Raw genomic sequence first — 19,214 nt, 5'->3', positions numbered from 1 at the left:
ATTCAAACAACCACGGCAGTGCGGGAAATCAGTGCCACATAAATGCTGTTACCGGCAATCCCGTACATGCGGCGACATCCGATCAGGTTTGGATACGCTTACGGATGCGGCTCAATGCTTCCGGCGTCACCCCCAGATAATGGGCGACATCGCGCAACTGTATGCGGGATGCAATCGCAGGATAGTTTTTTAAAAACGACTGATAACGCTCTTCCGGTGCCATCGTCAAAAGTTCACGCTCGCGCTGCTCTTTACGCACGATATGCCATTCCAATAATTGACGTACCGCCCGCTGCCAGTCTGGATGCAGCGCGATCAGCTTATTGATTTCCGAATAATCGACCTGCTCAATCTCGCATTGCTCAACCGCAGTCGCAAAGTAATCCGTACGCAAACCAGCCAGCAACACGTTCGGGCAGGCAAAAAAGTCCGCCTCGCCGATAAACGACTTTATCCACTCCTGGCCCCCTTCGCTGAGATAAGTCAGTTTCACAATGCCGGAACGGACAACATAGACATAAGGTTGCCACTCTCCGGCGCCAAAGATATTTTCACCTTTGCTGAACTGGCGTAACTGATACGACGAACGTAACACGTCCCAATCCGGCAAAGGCTTGCCAGCGGCACGTTCGAGTAAATCCCTGATTTGCTGCATCTCGCCCGAGTCCTTAAACACGACCTGAGGTCGCCTTCATAATCGACTGTAAATGCGGCCAGACCAGATCAGGACTTAATTTTTGCATGCAATCATGATGCCCCAACGGACATTCGCGCTGCTTGCAGGGGGCACATTTGAGACGCAGAGAAAACGAATGCGCAATATCTGAAAATGGCGGCGCATGATCGGGATCGGTCGGCCCGTAAATGGCCAGAGCCGGGCGATTCAGTGCCGAGGCAATATGTAAAAGTCCTGAATCGTTGCCAACCATCGCGATAGCCGTTGACATCAGCGCCACCGCATCATCCAGACAGGTTTTACCTGCCAGGTGATGCACTTGTGGACAAGCTGCCACGATCTCATCGCAGACCAATGCATCTTTAGGCGATCCCAATAACACGACTTGGGTTTCCGGATAACTGGCAAGCACTAATTTCGCCAGCGTAGCAAAATGGCTGGCTGGCCATCGTTTTGCGGAACCAAATTCCGCACCGGGAGCGAAGCAGATCACAGGCTTTTCATCGGATAAACCGGCCTTTTGCAACGCCGCAGCGCGTTGAGCAGCACTGACTGTCAGTGTTGGTCTTGGCAAGTTCAACGTCGCCTGCGGTGACGGAGAAAAAGCCAGTGCTGCATAAAACGTCACCATAGGTCGGGGATGCGCTTTATCGTCAAAGTGCATCACATTGATCAGACCGTAACGACTTTCGCCTCTATAGCCGACACGCTTTTTTATTCCTGCCATCCAGGGCAGCAGTGCAAATTTCAGGGTATTTGGTAACACATAGGCCGCATCATAGCCACGCCTGCACAGTAAGCGGGCAAAACGCCATCGCTCACGCAATTGCAATGCGCCATGTTTAAACGGCGTTTCCAATATAGTGTCAACCTCAGTCATCGCCCGCAGAACCGGTGCCACCCATGTCGGTGCCAACACATCGATTGCATGCTGAGGATATTGCTGCCGGAGTAGTTGCAACAATGGCTGCGCCATTACTGCATCACCTATCCAGTTCGGAGCGATTACCAGTAATCGCGGCGTTGGTGGTGAAACTGATTGCATCATCGTGCTACTTGTTCCATGAAAAAGAGCTCATCATCCGGATTAAAAAAGTTCTACAGCATAGTACACAGTACTGATCGGGTTTACGCAAAACTGATGCCAGCAATACGCAAATACCTTCAGACGCTCAGAATGCTGCTGCAGCAACCGTGTTATCTGGTTTAATCTGCAAATTGCAAACGATACAGGTTTGCATACACGCCGTCTCTGGTCAACAGTTCTGTATGCGTACCGGTCTCGGCAATCCGTCCGTCCACCAGCACCACAATCCGGCTTGCGCGCTCAATTGTGGAAAGCCGGTGTGCAATCACCAGCGTCGTCCGCCCTTGCATCAGTTCATCCAGTGCTTCCTGCACAGCACGCTCAGATTCGCTGTCGAGTGCAGAAGTCGCTTCATCAAGAATCAGGATAGGCGCATCTTTATAGATTGCCCGGGCAATTGCGAGACGCTGACGCTGACCGCCGGATAAGCGATTGCCGTTATCACCGATAGTGGTGTTCAAGCCATCCGGCAAATCACGCACGACATCATTCAGATGTGCCGCCTGTACCGCAGCAGCAATGCGCGCCGGATCGGGCTGCGGATCACCATACGCAATATTGGCAGCGACAGTATCATCAAACAACACCACATTCTGACTCACCATCGCTATTTGCTGGCGCAGGCTGGTGAGCGAGATTGCGCTCAGTGAACGTCCATCCAGCAAAATATCGCCACTCACAGGCGTATAAAAACGCGGCACCAGATTCACCAGCGAAGTCTTGCCACCGCCCGACATGCCGACCAACGCAATGGTTTCGCCCGGTTGTATGCTGAGGTTGATATCGTTCAACGCGCGCTGTTCTTGTCCGGGATAAGCAAAACTGGTCGCCACGAATTCCAGTTTTCCTTGCGCGCGCGCCGTCAGGTTTTCACCACTGTCTGTTTCCGGCGAAGTATCAATCAGACCAAACACCGATTCCGATGCGGCAAGCCCGCGCTGCATGGGACCATTCAAATCCGCCAGACGTTTCAGTGGCGTCAGTAACAGCAGCATCAGGGTGAAAAATTCTGCAAAATTACCAGCTGTAGTCTGATTTGCAGCTGCCTGCGACACCGCGATCATAATCACCACAGCGACAGCAAAAGCAGCTGCCAACTGCGTCAGCGGCGTGGTGGAAGCCACCGCCACCGTGGTACGCATCGCATAGCCACGGAGTTTTTCATTTTTATCTTCAAAACGCTGTTGCTCGTATTGCTGACCACCAAAAATGCGGATCACCTGATTGGCGCGGGTCGCCTCTTCTATCACTTGCGTCAGTTCATTATTCACACTCAGCTGATTCTGATTCAGCTTACGCAAGCGCTTGCTGACGCCGCGTACCAGTACCGCCATAACCGGGATCAGCACCAACGCGACAATAGTCAGTTGCCAGTTGCGCCACAATAAGGCCAGCAACAGCACCAGCACCGTCAGCGAATCGCGGAACAGTGTCGTCATCGACACCTTCAGCATTTCCACAATCTGTTGCGCTTCAAACATGATAGTGTTGATGATGCGGCTACTGGATTCTGCCTGATAAAAACTGACCGACACGTTCAGTATGCGATCAAAAATTTTGGCACGTAATTCGTTCAGCAATTTGGTGGAAATCCAGCTCATCAGATAGCTGGTCGTAAAGGTACACAAGCCGCGCACCAGAAAAATACCGATAATCGCGACCGGAATTTTCCATAAAGCCATATGCGATTGTTCACCTTTAAAGCCGTGATCGAGCAGATAACCCAGCACTTTCGGAAACATGACCTCGGTCGCCGCGGTGCCCAGCATCGTCAGCAATGCCAGCAAAATCCGCGAGCGATATGCCTGTACCGATATCCATAGCCGCTGAAATACTGTGATCGTTTCTTTATTAATCAAACTCATATTTTTATAATGTCTTATATTTTATGCGGGTTTTCAGGCATTTTTGACCTGTCAGGCGCAGCAGATATAGGGGATCGCTTTTTCATTCTGAAATATTCCCCATCAAAACTGTTCCTGCACAACTTGTGCATTCAAGCCTATCGCCACAACGCAACCGGCACCATTTGCTTTAGGCCTGATTCGCTTTATCTCTGAGCATATTCTGACGCAAACCGGCTAGTGGAATCGCCAGCAAAATCATGAATGCCAGACCGAACACCGCATCGCGCAAAATCGCATTGAACATCGCCCCTGTCATCATCGCCAAGGTTAACATGCTCAGCAGCATAGCTTTGTCTTTCGTTGAATTATCTTTACTGAGCGCCATTCTTCTGGCGATTCTGAACTGACAGAACCAGATCCACAGCAAGGCCGCAACGCCTGCCATGCCTAACTCTGTTGCATACAGCAAGTAGTCATTATGCGGCGTCGTCATGCCGTTACTGCTCAAACCTTGTGAGCGCTGCCGGTAATTCGGCATCCACGATGCAATGCCGTGTCCACTCCACGGTTTTTCCGCAATCATGCCTGCGGTAATCCGGTAAATCTCAGCACGCATGCCGTCATCATCTGATGATTTTTTTCCATGCGCAAAATCGTTCGCCTGTTGTATTGTGCAAACGGCACGTAATTTGGCGATATCCCATGGTGGCAGTTGCACCTGACTCACAACGCAACTCGCCGGACGCGGCAAGTCTGCGACATATTTCAAGCAAGCTGCGATGGTGATCAACAATACCAACGGTAACAACAGGCTGCGTAAATTCCATCGTAGATTGCGCAACAAGATCAGGCCGCCCATCAGGAAAAACATCAGGCTCGCGGTACGCGTCTTTGACAGCAACACCAAGGCCGCCACCACGTACAGCAACGCCAGAATGCGCAACAGATAATGCTTTTGTCGCAAACGCAGTTCATGCAGCATCCAGCCCGCCGTGATCGCTAACAAGACGCCGAGCAAAATGGCTTTATTACCCTGATACAAAACATAGCTGTGGAACAGCGTGTTATCCGGCAAGACATGAAAGAAATTCGCAACGAATAAGGTCGAAGCCATCACGGCACCGGCAAAAAAAACCGATACCGCTTTGCGCTGCCAGTCTCCCGCATCAAGCGCCAGAAACGGCAGTAGCAACAGATAAGTCTGGTAATGCATCAGCGCGGGCCAGAACTCTTTTCCCATCTCAGGCGGTCGCTGTTGCGTCAGTGCGATGACGACACTGACTGCCGTCAGCAGCAGCACCGGCATCAACAGTGGGCTCTGCCGGATGTTATCCAGTTTGCGTGATGCTTGTCCCGACAGGATCAGTGCGAGATAGAAAAAAAAGATACCGGCATACATCACACCGACCGGAAAAAACAGAGTCAGCGGCAGACACATCAGTATCTGCTCAGGCAATCGCTGACGCCAGTGTCGTTCCAGCGGCACGCTCAGATGTGCGGCTGGAACGACAATGGCGTCAGCGGTAAGGAGATTATCAGTCGGCATGAAATCAGGCGTATTCGATCGTGACATTTTTCGGAGACAACCATTCGCCCAGACTCAGACGTAAATTATCGTCAGGATTCACGCGCCACTGATCGGATAAATACAATTCGGCACTCGCCTCCGCATTCTGATAGCTGATCAATACCGGGCAGCCATCCGCGTTCAGATGCGGCTTCAACAATTCCTGCAGTTTTTTAGTATCGGTGCTGGCTTGTAAAGTCAGACGTAAGCCCTGAGAAAACTGCACCCTAGCCCGACCGATATCCATGACTTTTTCTGCCGAAATCCGCAAACCGCCAGAGAAGCGATCTTCCGAGACTTTGCCCAGCACTGCCAGAAATTCATCTTCCTTAAACAAGGATTTGAACTCTTCCATGATCTCGCTGTAGACAGTGACTTCGACCACGGCCGTACTGTCATCCAGCGTCACGATCAGCAACTTGCCACGCTGCGTCATCTGCGTGCGGACACCGGTAATGATGCCGCAGATCAGGCGTAAATCACGCGAAGGCTCTACTTTCGCTAACGTCGTCTTGATGAACTGACGCACTTCCGGCGCATACGAATCAAACAAATGACCGGATAAATAAAATCCCAGCGCCAGCTTTTCTTCTGTTAAACGTTTTTTGTCAGACCAGACCGGAACATCAATATAATCTGGCGGCGGGATCAGATCATCATCGTCCCCGAACAGGCTGACCTGATTTGCCGCAGCCTCTGCCTGATCCGCCGCCTCTATCGCCAGTGATACCGTCGCTAACAACACGGCACGATCTTTCCCCAGGCAATCCATCGCACCAGCGCGGATCAGCGACTCTATCGTGCGGCGATTGACCTGACGTTTATCGACCCGTTTACAGAAATCAAACAAATCTTTGAAAGGTCCATCGGCAGCGCGTACCGCCATGATATTTTCTATCGCATTTTGCCCCGAGCCTTTGACCGCGCCCATGCCGTAACGTATCTGCATCGCTTTCTTGCCAGGTTCACCGACTGGCATAAAACGGTAATCCGATTGATTGATATCCGGTGGCAGCATTTTCAGCTTGCAGATATCCATCGCGTCTTCGACTAAGATTTTTACCTTATCGGTATCATCCATCGCGAGCGACATATTGGCTGCCATAAACGCGGCCGGGTGATGGGCTTTCAGGTACGCGGTGTGATACGACAACAGCGCATAGGCGGCAGCATGGGATTTATTAAAACCGTAGCCCGCGAATTTTTCCATCAAGTCGAAAATCTCGTCGGCTTTTTCTTGTGGTAAGCCGTCTTTGGCTGCACCGTCGCGGAAAATCTGGCGGTGTTCTGCCATCTCTTCGGCTTTCTTTTTGCCCATCGCCCGACGCAGCAAATCCGCACCGCCGAGTGAATAACCACCGACCACCTGCGCCATCTGCATCACCTGTTCCTGATACACCATAATGCCGTAGGTTTCCGACAAAATGCCCTCAGTACGCGGATCGGGATAATCAAACTTTTCACCGTGCTTACGCTTACAGAAATCAGGAATCAGATCCATAGGACCCGGGCGATACAAAGCCACCAGCGCGATAATGTCTTCAAAGCGATCGGGGCGCGCATCTTTCAACATGCCTTGCATGCCACGACTTTCCAGCTGGAATACCGCGACGGTTTTCGCTTTGGTCAGCAATTCATACGAAGCTCTGTCATCCAGTGGCAATTTCGCCAGATCAAACTCCGCCATCGACGGATCCAGCATTTTGATATAGCGCACGGCACGATCAAGAATCGTGAGTGTCGTCAAACCCAAAAAGTCGAACTTCACCAGACCGACGGCTTCGACGTCATCTTTATCGTATTGCGAGACCACGCCGGAATCACCGCCCTGCGTATAGAGCGGGCAGAAATCCGTCAACTTACCGGGCGCAATCAACACACCACCGGCATGCATACCAATATTGCGGGTAATGCCTTCGACTTGCTGCGCCAGATCGAGCAGGGTTTTGACTTCCTCTTCGTTTTCCTGACGCTCGGCCAGCAAAGGTTCTTCGATGATCGCCTCCGCAATCGTGACCTGCTTACCCGGTTTGAATGGAATCAGTTTCGAGACGCCATCGCAAAACATATAGCCGAAATCCAGAACACGACCGACGTCGCGAATTGCGCCTTTGGCCGCCATCGTTCCGAAGGTGGCGATCTGCGACACCGCTTCCTTGCCGTAGCGATCTTTCACGTACTGAATAACGCGGTCACGGCCTTCCTGACAGAAGTCAATATCAAAGTCGGGCATCGATACCCGCTCAGGATTTAAGAAACGTTCGAACAGCAAGTTATATTGCAGCGGATCGAGATCGGTAATCAGCAGTGAATATGCAACGAGTGAGCCTGCACCGGAACCACGACCCGGGCCGACGGGTACGCCATTGTTTTTTGCCCATTGAATAAAGTCAGCAACAATCAGGAAGTAGCCCGGAAAACCCATCTTGATAATGGTGTCGGTTTCAAACTTCAAACGCGTTTCATATCGGGCGCGCTCTTTCTCACGCTTTTCTTCTTTCGGAAACAGATGCTGCAGACGGAATTCCAACCCGCGCTTCGCCTCATGTACCAGAAACTCATTGATATCCATACCATCAGGAGTAGGGAAATCTGGCAACTTAGGTTTACCGAGTTCCAGCATCAGATTGCAGCGTTTGGCAATTTCTACGGAATTTTGCAAAACCGCCGGCATATCGGCAAACAGCGCCTGCATTTCTGCCTGCGTCTTAAAGCATTGCTGGTCGTTGAAGCGACGCACACGCTTGCCGTTAGCCAGCATGTCGCCTTCCGAGATGCAGACCCGCGCTTCGTGCGCCATGTAATCATCTTTACTCAGGAATTGCACCGGATGCGTCGCCACGACCGGCAGACGTAATTTCTTTGCCAGCGCCACCGCGTGCCGCACATGATTTTCCATGTTGGCTTGGCCTGCACGTTGAATTTCGATATAGAAATGCTCAGGAAAAATACTTTCCCAACGGCGCGCATGCTCTTCTGCCAATGCCAGATTGCCATTATCAATCGCCACGCCGACATCGCCAAAATGTGCACCGGATAAGGCGATCAAGCCGCCACCTTCACCCTGCTCATACAATTTCTGCAACCACTCAAAGCGTATCTCCGCTCGGCCTTTGTATTGATTCGTCAGCCAGGCTTGCGCTAACAATTCACAAAGTTGCAAATAACCCTTGCGATTTTTGACCAGCAACATCAAACGTGATGGTTTTTCACGGTCGGTTTCATTGGTAATCCAGGCATCACAGCCGGCAATCGGTTTAATCCCTTTGCCCCGGGCCGCCTTATAAAATTTAACCATGGCAAATAAGTTTGCCAGATCGGTAATCGCCATTGCTGGCTGCATGTCTTTGGCTGCAGCCTTAATCACGTCATCAATACGCACCAGACCATCCACAATTGAATATTCAGAGTGGATACGTAAATGGACAAATTTTGGATCGGACGGCGCAGCGGATGTTGCTTGAGCGTTCGCTTCTGGAGAAAGTGTTAATTCTGTAGTCATCCCGCTATTCTACCGCGAGCCCAGTTCTGCACATCAACTTTACGCACGACAAATAAGTATCAGAATGCATATGTTTATGACGAAACCATATCCAATCAGACATTTTTTTTGTAGAAGAAGCAAAGAATTTTTCCCGCAAGAAAGACCGCCGCTGAGTTTTACGAAAAAACACCAGCAGATTACCCGCAAAGTTGCATTGGTACGACAGCGGCACGTAAGTGCTGTGTTAAGCTCAAATCAAGTATTGACGCCTTCCGGAGCCTATTTTGCCAACCGTTTTTAGCATGCCAGATGCTGTATTTTCGCGTCGTGTATCAAGCCTCAAATACAGACGTTTATTTGCAGTATTGCTATTTGCTCCTTACCTGAACGCGCAAGCCGGATTTGTAGAAGAATCGGCTGAAAGAGGCGAATCTCTTTTTCTGGATGATATTCCCGTCGTTTTGTCCGCATCACGCTTATCTCAGCCCATCAACGAAGCACCTGCGGCGGTCACCGTCATTGATAAGCAAATGATCAAAGATTCCGGTGCCTGGGATCTGTCCGAAATCTTCCGGCTGGTTCCCGGCATGTACGTGGCATACCATGCTGATCCATATTTCTCCGCAGACAGTACCGTTGCCTATCACGGCATGGTGACAACGACGACCTCTGATCGGATGCAAGTATTGATTGATGGCCGCTCGGTCTACTCAGGCTTGTTTGGTGGCGTTAACTGGAGCGATTTGCCGATAGTACTGGCAGATATTGAACGCATAGAAGTGATACGCGGCCCGGATTCAGCCAGCTATGGCGCAAATTCTTATCTCGGCGTCATCAATATCATCACCCTGCATGCGGCAGAATCCCGCGGTGCATCGGTCTCCTTTTCATACGGCAACAGCCGCTCAGAAGCTGTGTTTCGTTATGGCGCAAAAAGTGGCGATCTCAGCTACCGTATGACGGCAAGCATACGCAAGGATGAAGGGGAAAATGCATTGATCCAGCATCCGACCTCGCAGGATAAATTCTGGACGCTGAACAAATACGATAACAAGACGATGCAGATTTTCAATCTGCGTACTGATTACCAGATCAACGCCAGCGACACGCTGGAATTTCAGTTTGGCTACAATGGCGGCCCGCGCGAAGTCGGCGAATATGACAACGTCGCGGCAGTCACGCGCCGGGCTGAAAATCATTTTGAAATGCTCTACTGGCGCCGTGCGCTGGAATCAGGCGGCGAGTTATCGGTGAAAGCGTTTCATACGCAGGAAAGAGTCAATGCCAGGCTGATCGATTCCGACGGCATCAGTGACGGTGATGCGAGATTCAGCCGGTTTGATCTGGAAGCGCAACACACCTTTTCACCGTTTAAAAATACCCGTCTGGTGTGGGGCGGCAGCGTGCGCTACGACAATACCTATGCACCGTATTATCTGGGAGTCGGTGATAACCAGTACCTTTACGGCGATTTCCCTTACCATCTGCAAAGATTATTCGGTAATCTGGAATGGCGAGTCCGTCCTGATCTGGTGTTGAATGCCGGGGCGATGGCAGAACACAATACCTACACCGGCAGCGATGTTACGCCAAGGATTGCACTCAACTGGCATGCCACTCCCGATCACACATTCAGAATCAGTCATTCACGTGCCACCCGTTCTCCTTCCGTATATGAAAAGATCTATGAGGGCTACTGGCGCGGTGCCGATATGTACCCCAGCTTGCCACCACTGCAAACGGAACGCGTCAAATCAACCGAAATTGGCTACATGGGAAAAATCGCCAAAGCCGATGTCGATTTCCGCATTTTTTATGACGACTACAATGAGCTGATCGATGTCCGCAAAGAAAAATCTGCGATAAGCGGCGACCTGAATGCCGGTCGCGCATTAATGCGTGGTTATGAATTGCAAGTCAAAGCGCCGCTGGGTGACGCGACCCGTATTATTTATGGATTATCAGGCGGCACCGTCAAAAGTGACAACATCAACGGCGTTATTTATAGTGACTCGTTACCCAAATACAGTCACAGCCTGTTAATCAGCCATAAATTTAATGAGCAATGGCAAGGCAGCCTGGTCGCCTATCAGGTAGCGAAAACAAAATTCAATGCGACCGATTTCAATCCGGTGATGAATCGTGGTTATTACGTCGATGGCAATCGCCGCTTTGATGGCCGCCTTGCCTACCAATTCAAAATGGCAGGGAATCAGGCCGAGCTCGCGTTGATCGTGCAGAACATTGCGAACGCACATTACTTTGAATATCGCCACGACAACGAATTTCCTGGCCGCTTAACCAGACTGAAACTAAAGGTCGATTTTTAAATCATGGGACGCTTACGCCGACTGATCAGCAGGGATTTGCACCGCAAGTGCTACGCCTGCCTGCTCGGCTGGGCACTCATACTGTTGCCCGGCATCACCGCTTCGGCGTACACGCTGGACAACATCACTATCGTCCTGAGTGACGAAGGCACCGCATACGAAGAATTTGCGAATCACCTCAACAGTCTTTTGCAGCCCTCAAATAAAACCTCAGTCAGGCTACTCTCGCTGAAAAATATGGCAAATGATGAATTCAGCCGTGCTACAGCTAACCAGTTGGTGATCGCCGTTGGCACGCCCGCCATGGTGGCGATGGCGCAAAAGCCGGCCACCAATCTTGTACTGAACGTACTGGTACCACGGGCAACCTTCATCAAAACAGCGAAGCAATATAACCGCGGCCAGGACCAGCGGCGCTTTTCAGCGGTGTATATGGATCAGTCATGGACAAGACAGTTGCGCTTGATACGCGCTACCATGCCAACACGCCCCAAAGTCGGCATCTTGCTCGGCAGAGAATCCAGCGACTACATCGCCGCCCTGCAAACCGCGGCAAAAGAAGTTGATCTGAATCTGAATATCGAAACCGTTATCGATGATGCAGATTTACTGAGCGCCCTGCGCAGACTCTTAAACAACAGCAATGTGATACTGGCCGTACCCGATGCGCAAATATATAACCGCAATAATATCCCCAGCATTTTATTAACCAGCTACCGCCAGCAAGTTCCCTTATTCGGGTTTTCAGCGTCCTACGTCAAGGCAGGTGCTCTCGCTGCGGTCTATAGCTCACCAGCCCAGGTCAGCCAGCAGGTGGCAGAAATCATCGCCAATCTGGCGCCCGGCGGCGGTTTGCCTACCCCACAGTATCCACGCTATTTTTCATTAAATACGAATCAGCAGGTTGCCCGCTCACTTGGCATCAGCATCGAGTCGGACAATGAAATTCAACGCCAGCTCAAGCAACTATCGGAGCCGGCACAATGAAAAACTGGCAGCTATCAAAACGCATACTGTTTATCGCCCTGGTGCCCGTATGGGCCATCATGATCTTGTTGACGGTGTTGGTCGTTGTGGTCGGTATTACTGAAATTGATGGAGCGCTCAAAGCACGCGGCGCCCTGATCACACGTCATCTCGCTCCCGCCTGCGAATACGGCGTGTTCTCAGGCAATCGCGAAGTCTTGCAGTCGATGGCGCAGGCGATCATGAAAGAAGACGATTCGCAAGCGGTAATTATTACTGATACTGATAGGCATATCCTTGCCATCAGCGGCAAACCCGATGTGCTCACCGCTGACCACCAACGGGCAGCCATGGAAGGCCGTATCTCCAAAGGCAAAGGCAGCCTGATTTTTGGTGCCCCGATTTATCAGGGCAATACCGAAGGCGACGCATTTGATTTATTCGACAGCACAACCAAAGAAAGGGCAGAAAAAGCCAAGCTGCTGGGCTACGTCTATCTGGAACTCAGTACCGCATCCAGCCAGCGCAGTAAAAACCTGTTTGCGATTGTCAGCCTGCTGATAGGCGTCATAGGCACTGCGTTTGCATCCGTACTGGCGCTGCGCATGAGTAATGATCTGACACGCCCACTGTCGCGCCTGATCGACGGCGTGCATCGCATGGCACAAGGCGAATTCAGCACCCGCATCCTCGCCAATTCCGGCGGGGAGATCCAGGAACTCGAAGATGGTTTTAATAAAATGGCGTCTGAAATTCAGCGCAGCCACGATGAAATGCTTGAGGTCAATACCAATCTGGAAAAACTGGTCGGCGAACGTACCCGCCAGCTTGAACTGAAAAATCAGGATCTCGAATATCTGTCCAATACCGACCGCCTGACGGGTTTATACAACCGCTTCAAGCTCGAAACCATCCTTGATGAAGAACATCTGCGCAGTCAGCGTTATGGCAGCGCTTTTGCGCTGACCATTATCGACGTTGATAAATTCAAGTCAGTCAACGATACCTACGGTCATCAGGTCGGTGATCAGGTGCTGATCAGCATCGGTAAAATTCTGCAAAAAAACGTGCGCAGTAGTGATGCCGTTGGGCGCTGGGGCGGCGAAGAATTCATCGTCATCTTCCGCGAAACTACCGCAGAAGACGCGATTGCTGTTGCGGAAGAACTGCGGGCCGCAATAGAAGCCTACGAATTCGACACCATAGGCAAACGCACCGCCAGTTTTGGCGTTGCTGCTTACCGCCATCCCGACAATATCTCAGAAATGATACGGCGCGCTGATAATGCCCTGTATATGGCCAAACACAATGGCAGAAACCGCGTCGAATACAAAAAAGACTGATACGTCGGTGTTGCCTCCGGGCGGGTACAACTCCACCCGGTTCTGCTCAGTTTCAGCATCCATACTGCATCAGCCTTTTATGCGTGGTACGCCAGACAATGACGCTCACGCCAAGCGCCAGCACCCGCACAACAAACACCCGCCAAACAAATGCGCTTTCTGTGCTGCGCTACGGTAAAATGCTTGTCATCCCATTATGGAAGCACTGAAGCGCACGTTCGCTCACGAGCACAGATCAGGTTGGGCGTCCCTTGTTCACCACCTGCGCAAAGCAATTTGCCAGAGACCTGCCTGCCATCTGCCTGCCGCATAACGAACCAGCGCCTCAGTCTCGTGTCAAACATCTATTTTTTATCGGTTTAATTTATGAGCAACGACAACAAAAATAAGGCAGCAGCAGAAACCGCCGCACCCGTTTCCAATTTTTTACGCGCCATTATCGATAACGACAACGCCGCAGGCACTTACAAGCGCGATGGCATGCCAACCGTCATCACCCGCTTCCCGCCAGAACCAAATGGCTACCTGCACATCGGTCACGCCAAATCGATCTGCCTCAACTTCGGCTTAGCCCGCGATTACAACGGCGTTTGCCATCTGCGCTTTGACGATACCAACCCTGAGAAAGAAGATCAGGAATACGTCGACACCATCATGGACAGCGTTAAATGGCTGGGTTTCGACTGGCAAGCTTCAGCACAAAACGGCGGCGGCAATCACCTGTATTACGCCAGCAATTATTTCGACACTTTCTACGCGATAGCCGAATACCTGATCAATGCTGGTCACGCCTACGTCGATAGCCAAAGCCCTGAAGACATGGCGGCGAATCGTGGTGATTTCTCACGGCCTGGCGTGAACTCGCCTTTCCGTGATCGCACAGCCAGCGAATCTTTGGATTTATTCCGCCGCATGAAAGCTGGTGAATTTGCTGATGGCGCACACATCCTGCGCGCCAAAATCGACATGGCGTCACCCAACATGAATATGCGCGACCCGGCGATCTACCGCATTCGCCACGCCCATCATCACAACACTGGCGACAAATGGTGCATCTACCCGATGTACGACTACGCGCACCCGCTCGAAGACGCAATCGAAAACATCACGCACTCGATTTGTACTTTGGAATTCCAGGATCACCGCCCGTTCTACGACTGGATCATCGCCCGCGCAGCCGAAGGTGGCTTCTTCAAACAACCGGTACCACGCCAATACGAATTCGCGCGCCTGAACTTAACCTATGTCGTCACCAGCAAACGCAAACTGCGCCAACTGGTAGAGCAAAATATCGTCAGCGGTTGGGACGACCCACGCATGCCCACCATCGTCGGCATCCGTCGCCGTGGCTACACGCCAGAATCCATCCAGCTTTTCTGCGAACGCATAGGCGTGACGCGCTCTGATGGCTGGATCGATTACAGCACACTCGAAGGCTGTCTGCGTGAAGACCTCGACCCCAAAGCACCACGCGCCACCGCCGTGCTGCGCCCGTTGAAACTGATTATCGACAACTTCCCTGAAGGCGAAAATATTTCCTGCAGCGCCCCCGTTCACCCGCACCACCCGGAACGCGGCAACCGCGAATTCACCATCGGCAAAGAACTGTGGATAGAGCAAGAAGACTTCATGGAAGAACCCGTCAAAGGCTACTTCCGCCTGTTCCCCGGCAACAAAGTGCGCCTGCGTTATGGCTACGTCGTTGAATGCACCGGTTGCGATAAAGATGAAAACGGCAACGTCATCGCCGTGCACTGCAACTACTTCGCCGACAGCAAATCCGGCACCGAAGGCAGCGCAAATTACAAAGTCAAAGGCAATATCCACTGGGTCAACGCCGCCGATGCCTTAGAAGCCGAAGTGCGCCTGTACGACCGCTTATTCACCGATGCAAACCCGGATGCTGGCGGCAAAGACTTCATGGCACTACTCAATCCAAACGCATTAGAAATTGTCAAAGCCTATGTAGAACCCGGCATGAAAGACGTGAAGCCCGATACGCGTTTACAGTTTGAACGCCACGGCTATTTTGTCGCTGATCGTGTGGATTCTGTGGTGGGGAAACCGGTGTTTAATCGGGTGACGACGTTGAAGGATAGTTGGGGAAAGTAAGAGAAACACCTAAAATCTATAGGAAAAAAAATGGCTCATATTCTAGAGTTTAAAATCACAGGTCTGCTTGGAAGGAAAAAAGCCTATCACCAAGTACTAAACCGCGATACCAACATATTCTTTGGTACAAACGGAAGTGGGAAAACGTCATTACTCAAAATTTTGCATGCTGCACTAAACAGGGAAACCGAATCGCTTCAGAATATCGTTTTTAAATCCGCTGAAGTAAAAATATTTTCAGTGAAATTTAATCGTATATTTACTCACAAACTGGAAAAATCATTTCATAAAGAACTTCTCGCAGATTTTTTTTCTGAAGAGCAAGAAGAGACTACTACTTCTATTCCCAATAGAAATGAATGGCAAGTCACACCTCAAACAATCGATGGAAAAGTGATTAAGTCCGCCTGGCAACACAGGTTTTTATCTACAACGCGTTTATATGTGGCACAAAATAGCGACGAACGATCAACAAGGAGAACTTCTGCTTCGCTGTCGGAAGACGATTTGGATACTTTCTTTAACGATTCTATTCAACGAGTCTGGTCTTCCACATTTGCTGATGTGTTAAGTACAATCAAAAACGCACAAGAAGAAGGCCTCCAGCTTGTGCTTCGCGAAGTACTAGAAGACAAAGATCGTGACACTTTAAAGTCGAGTGTACCGCCAGATGTTGCATTTAAAAGATTACGCAGTTTTCTAGACAAACAACAAGGTAAAGATAATAGAAAATTACTGGGTAGCGAGGTGAAATTTACTGAACGCTATGAGAAAAATGCGATGCTTAGAAACGTAGCAAATCATATTAACAAAGTTGAGACAGATATTGATGTCGCGATTCAACCAATTACAAAGCTTCGAGAAACTCTAGCTTCGATGCTGTCTGGCGGAAAAGAAATCAAATTTCTTGGAAGAGAAATAGTTGCCCACACTGAAAGTGGAACACCAATTTCACTCGGTCATTTGTCGTCTGGAGAAAAACATCTTATTAGAATATTACTTGACTCACTTGAAGCAGATGGAAATACAATCATCATCGATGAACCTGAACTTTCTATGCACATTGATTGGCAAAGAAAACTTATTGCTGCTATTTCAGAAATAAACCCGAACTGTCAATTAATAATTGCAACACATTCTCCTGAAATTATGGCCGATGTTGACGACGAAAAGATTTTTGTATTATGAGTAGACTGAACTACAGTTCAAATGGGTTAATCCGATCAATGCAGATTTCTAGAAATAAGTTGTTTGCTTATTGTGAGGGGAAAAATATTGATCCGTTTTTTTACGGACAACTTCTAAATAAAGCCTGCAAAAATGAATCTATCGAGTATGTTGTTAACCGAGCGAATCAAATTGATTCAAAAACTGGAGGAAAAGAGGCGTTAAAGAAGCTGTTCTACGCGTTAAAGAGAAAGAAATCTTTGAAATCTAAATTCAAAGGTAAAGAATTCAACATTCTTTTTTTCATGGATAAAGATGCTGACTGCGTATTAAAGAAAAGAATACGGTCAGACCACGTAATTTACACTGAACTCTACTCAGTCGAAAATTATATTTACAAATATGGAAAATTAAGAAGAGCTATAGCTATCTCAGCTTGCCTTGATGAGCCGATTGTTAGCACACATTTTTCATGCTCGAAGACTTGGGTGGAGCAAAAAGCTCTTCTATGGAAAGAATGGATTACGCTTTGCTTGTTTTCCCAAATTTATTCAGTAAATTCGGGATGTACTTATGGTCGCATTTCAATCATAAATGACAGTGACACCTGCAAACTTTTATGCAATACAAATAGAAATCTCTATAACGAGCAGGTCACAAGAATTAAGAACGAATTTTTACGGAAAACCAACCTTCAACCATTCGAATTCGAATTGAAATTTAAGCGTGTTGAAATGTTAGTTGAAAAAAAAATCAAAGAAAAGATTCTTTTCTCCTTATTTAAAGGTAAATGGTGTGCAAATATTTTGGAATCTGAAGTCAAAGATTTGCACAGTCAAGAAATAAATTTAGACAATTTAGGAAAACGAATTGAATCGACACTGTTGGCAACACTCGATTTTAGTGACGATTGGGCGTTGTACTTCTTTAGAAAAATAGAAAAAATAATTCACTAAAATCATAGGAACATGGGGTCACCCTCATAGTCAGCCTGTTTTAACCACCACATCATTGCGCGATAACGAATCTTTACGCCACATCGAACAGTAAGCGCAAGGAGCCACGTACACCGCTTTACCATGCAAAAAATGGCAGCCAGATGCTGTTGCGAAATGCGCAGGAAGCTGTGCAGCACGTTGGTGCTCGGGCGTATCATTGACAGTGGTCACTCCTTAAAAATACGGATCACGCGACATCAATGCACGCACTGAATAATCTTTTATACGGCAATATTGATTTCCTCAAAAATGAGGAATATCGGGCGTTTCAATTCCGGTTTTTATGCATTTTATTGCTGGCAGGTGCGGGGGTGACCGCGCTGTTGCTGGCGGGCGTCGCCAGCGGGGTGAACCATATCGATGCCATCCATGTCGTTTCGATGACGTGTTTTACGCTCATCAGTCTGGTGATCTGGCTGGTCTTGCGCGGGCAGCCGCAACGCTATATGGCGGTGGCGTGGATGTACGAGTGCTTATGCCTGCTGGAGTATGTTTCTGCGCTGTATTTTGTGTCGGAAGATGAGATGCGGGTGATCTGGTTTTTTACCAATATTCCCGGCGTTTATATTTTGCTTGGTCAGCGTGCAGGCATGTCGATTACCATCATCACGATCATTGGTCTGGCGATGGGCAATGCATTTTTGCCGCATCCTTATTCAACGAATGCGATCGCCACCTTGCTGGCTGCATTGATGTATCTGGGTGCTTTTTTTCATGTTTATGGCGCACGCTCGGTGTCTTACTTCATCCGCATGCGCGAGTCTAACCGGCAGTTGCGTCATATTGCTAGCCACGACCCGCTGACCGATCTGCTGAACGCGGGCGCATATTATGCGACGTGCGATCAGTTAATTCATCTGGCAAACCGCCACCAGCAAAATTTTTCTGTGCTGTTTGTCGATCTTGATCACTTCAAAAAAATTAACGATACCTATGGACATGAAGCCGGTGACATCGTGCTAAAAGCCGTCGCTAAAAAACTGCAGGAATCAGTCAGACAAAGTGATGCGGTCGGGCGTATCGGTGGTGAAGAGTTTTCAGTTTTTCTGCCGGAAACCGATTTAAGCGGTGCGGTGAAACTGGCTGAATATATGCGCAGCGAAATTGAAAACCTGATGCCGCAGATCGGCCATCAACGCATTAAAGTCACCGCCAGCATCGGCGTCGCCAGCGGCGAAGGCGGCGAACAAAATATCGCCGCCATTCAGCGCCGCGCCGATCAGGCGATGTACGACGCCAAACAGCAAGGCCGCAACCGGGTATCCTGTTTTACGCAAGCAGCCTGAACGCGTGCGACTGCCCACTTCCTACCCACTTCCCACGCGCATCGCATCGGCAACCCAGCGTACGCACCTACCGCCGCTGGCACCATTCACTACGCATCAGCAGCATTTCAGAATATTAAGCTGAGCGTTTTCATTATTTTCTCATCGCATCTCTTAATATGTATGCGGCTTGTGGCGTGTTTTCATGCCACGGGGCGCATGTTTATTGGGTGCTACCTTTTGTGAATATTGCGACTGATCAGCTCGCTTCGTCTGTCAATTCATAGCTCAATCGGCACCTTCTCATCAGTACCTTTCTTTTTATTTTTTGACATTGTTAAATTTTCACCAAAATAAGAAAAGGCCATCCGT

Annotated in this window: 12 protein-coding genes; 7 read left to right on the top strand and 5 right to left on the bottom strand. The window is 49.6% G+C overall.

Features of this window, described 5'->3' with window-relative positions; all coding sequences use genetic code 11:
- Positions 1–82: 82 nt before the first annotated feature.
- From H8K26_RS12085 to dnaE, 5 genes are all read right to left on the bottom strand, one after another.
- Complete coding sequence (locus tag H8K26_RS12085; protein ID WP_190479837.1) at positions 83–676, bottom strand: Crp/Fnr family transcriptional regulator; 594 nt, start codon at positions 674–676, stop codon at positions 83–85.
- Positions 669–1,724 carry a lipopolysaccharide heptosyltransferase II gene (waaF, locus tag H8K26_RS12080; protein WP_190479835.1) on the bottom strand — a complete coding sequence of 352 codons (1,056 nt, stop codon included), beginning with the start codon at positions 1,722–1,724 and terminating at the stop codon, positions 669–671. The genes H8K26_RS12085 and waaF overlap by 8 nt, the downstream gene beginning before the upstream one ends.
- A gap of 158 nt (positions 1,725–1,882) precedes the next feature.
- Complete coding sequence (gene msbA / locus H8K26_RS12075; RefSeq protein ID WP_190479834.1) at positions 1,883–3,628, bottom strand: lipid A export permease/ATP-binding protein MsbA; 1,746 nt, start codon at positions 3,626–3,628, stop codon at positions 1,883–1,885.
- A gap of 169 nt (positions 3,629–3,797) precedes the next feature.
- Positions 3,798–5,156, bottom strand: a complete 1,359-nt coding sequence (locus H8K26_RS12070; protein ID WP_190479832.1) for an O-antigen ligase family protein — start codon at positions 5,154–5,156, stop codon at positions 3,798–3,800.
- A gap of 4 nt (positions 5,157–5,160) precedes the next feature.
- Positions 5,161–8,679: a DNA polymerase III subunit alpha gene (gene dnaE, locus H8K26_RS12065; protein ID WP_190479831.1), complete on the bottom strand. Its 3,519-nt coding sequence runs from the start codon at positions 8,677–8,679 to the stop codon at positions 5,161–5,163.
- A 266-nt stretch (positions 8,680–8,945) separates the two neighbouring features.
- Between dnaE and H8K26_RS12060 the strand changes: the two genes are divergently transcribed.
- From H8K26_RS12060 to H8K26_RS12030, 7 genes are all read left to right on the top strand, one after another.
- Positions 8,946–10,991: a TonB-dependent receptor plug domain-containing protein gene (locus H8K26_RS12060; protein ID WP_190479829.1), complete on the top strand. Its 2,046-nt coding sequence runs from the start codon at positions 8,946–8,948 to the stop codon at positions 10,989–10,991.
- A 3-nt stretch (positions 10,992–10,994) separates the two neighbouring features.
- Positions 10,995–11,978 (top strand): ABC transporter substrate-binding protein, encoded by a 984-nt coding sequence (locus H8K26_RS12055; RefSeq protein WP_190479827.1) that lies wholly within the window; start codon positions 10,995–10,997, stop codon positions 11,976–11,978.
- On the top strand, positions 11,975–13,300 hold the full coding sequence (locus H8K26_RS12050; protein WP_190479825.1) for a GGDEF domain-containing protein: 1,326 nt from the start codon (positions 11,975–11,977) through the stop codon (positions 13,298–13,300). Before H8K26_RS12055 ends, H8K26_RS12050 begins: the two co-directional genes overlap by 4 nt.
- Before the next feature lie 366 nt (positions 13,301–13,666).
- Entirely contained in the window at positions 13,667–15,412 is a 1,746-nt protein-coding gene (locus H8K26_RS12045) for a glutamine--tRNA ligase/YqeY domain fusion protein (protein ID WP_190479822.1), read from the top strand.
- A gap of 30 nt (positions 15,413–15,442) precedes the next feature.
- Complete coding sequence (locus tag H8K26_RS12040; protein ID WP_190479821.1) at positions 15,443–16,600, top strand: AAA family ATPase; 1,158 nt, start codon at positions 15,443–15,445, stop codon at positions 16,598–16,600.
- On the top strand, positions 16,597–17,535 hold the full coding sequence (locus H8K26_RS12035) for a hypothetical protein (RefSeq protein ID WP_190479820.1): 939 nt from the start codon (positions 16,597–16,599) through the stop codon (positions 17,533–17,535). Before H8K26_RS12040 ends, H8K26_RS12035 begins: the two co-directional genes overlap by 4 nt.
- A gap of 242 nt (positions 17,536–17,777) precedes the next feature.
- Positions 17,778–18,863: a GGDEF domain-containing protein gene (locus tag H8K26_RS12030; protein WP_190479818.1), complete on the top strand. Its 1,086-nt coding sequence runs from the start codon at positions 17,778–17,780 to the stop codon at positions 18,861–18,863.
- The last annotated feature ends 351 nt before the right edge of the window (positions 18,864–19,214 follow it).

The sequence above is a fragment of the Cognatundibacterium aquatile genome (genome assembly GCF_014699135.1).
Taxonomy (GTDB): domain Bacteria; phylum Pseudomonadota; class Gammaproteobacteria; order Burkholderiales; family Burkholderiaceae_D; genus Undibacterium; species Undibacterium aquatile.
The sequence above is the reverse complement of the archived record's forward strand: the minus strand, read 5'-3'. Positions and strand labels throughout refer to the sequence as shown.

Coding starts and splice junctions, on each gene's coding strand:
- waaF (WP_190479835.1), bottom strand. CDS start 1,724: ATGATGCAATCAGTTTCACCACCAACGCCGCGATTACTGGTAATCGCT.
- msbA (WP_190479834.1), bottom strand. CDS start 3,628: ATGAGTTTGATTAATAAAGAAACGATCACAGTATTTCAGCGGCTATGG.
- H8K26_RS12070 (WP_190479832.1), bottom strand. CDS start 5,156: ATGCCGACTGATAATCTCCTTACCGCTGACGCCATTGTCGTTCCAGCC.
- dnaE (WP_190479831.1), bottom strand. CDS start 8,679: ATGACTACAGAATTAACACTTTCTCCAGAAGCGAACGCTCAAGCAACA.
- H8K26_RS12055 (WP_190479827.1), top strand. CDS start 10,995: ATGGGACGCTTACGCCGACTGATCAGCAGGGATTTGCACCGCAAGTGC.
- H8K26_RS12050 (WP_190479825.1), top strand. CDS start 11,975: ATGAAAAACTGGCAGCTATCAAAACGCATACTGTTTATCGCCCTGGTG.
- H8K26_RS12045 (WP_190479822.1), top strand. CDS start 13,667: ATGAGCAACGACAACAAAAATAAGGCAGCAGCAGAAACCGCCGCACCC.
- H8K26_RS12040 (WP_190479821.1), top strand. CDS start 15,443: ATGGCTCATATTCTAGAGTTTAAAATCACAGGTCTGCTTGGAAGGAAA.
- H8K26_RS12035 (WP_190479820.1), top strand. CDS start 16,597: ATGAGTAGACTGAACTACAGTTCAAATGGGTTAATCCGATCAATGCAG.
- H8K26_RS12030 (WP_190479818.1), top strand. CDS start 17,778: ATGCACGCACTGAATAATCTTTTATACGGCAATATTGATTTCCTCAAA.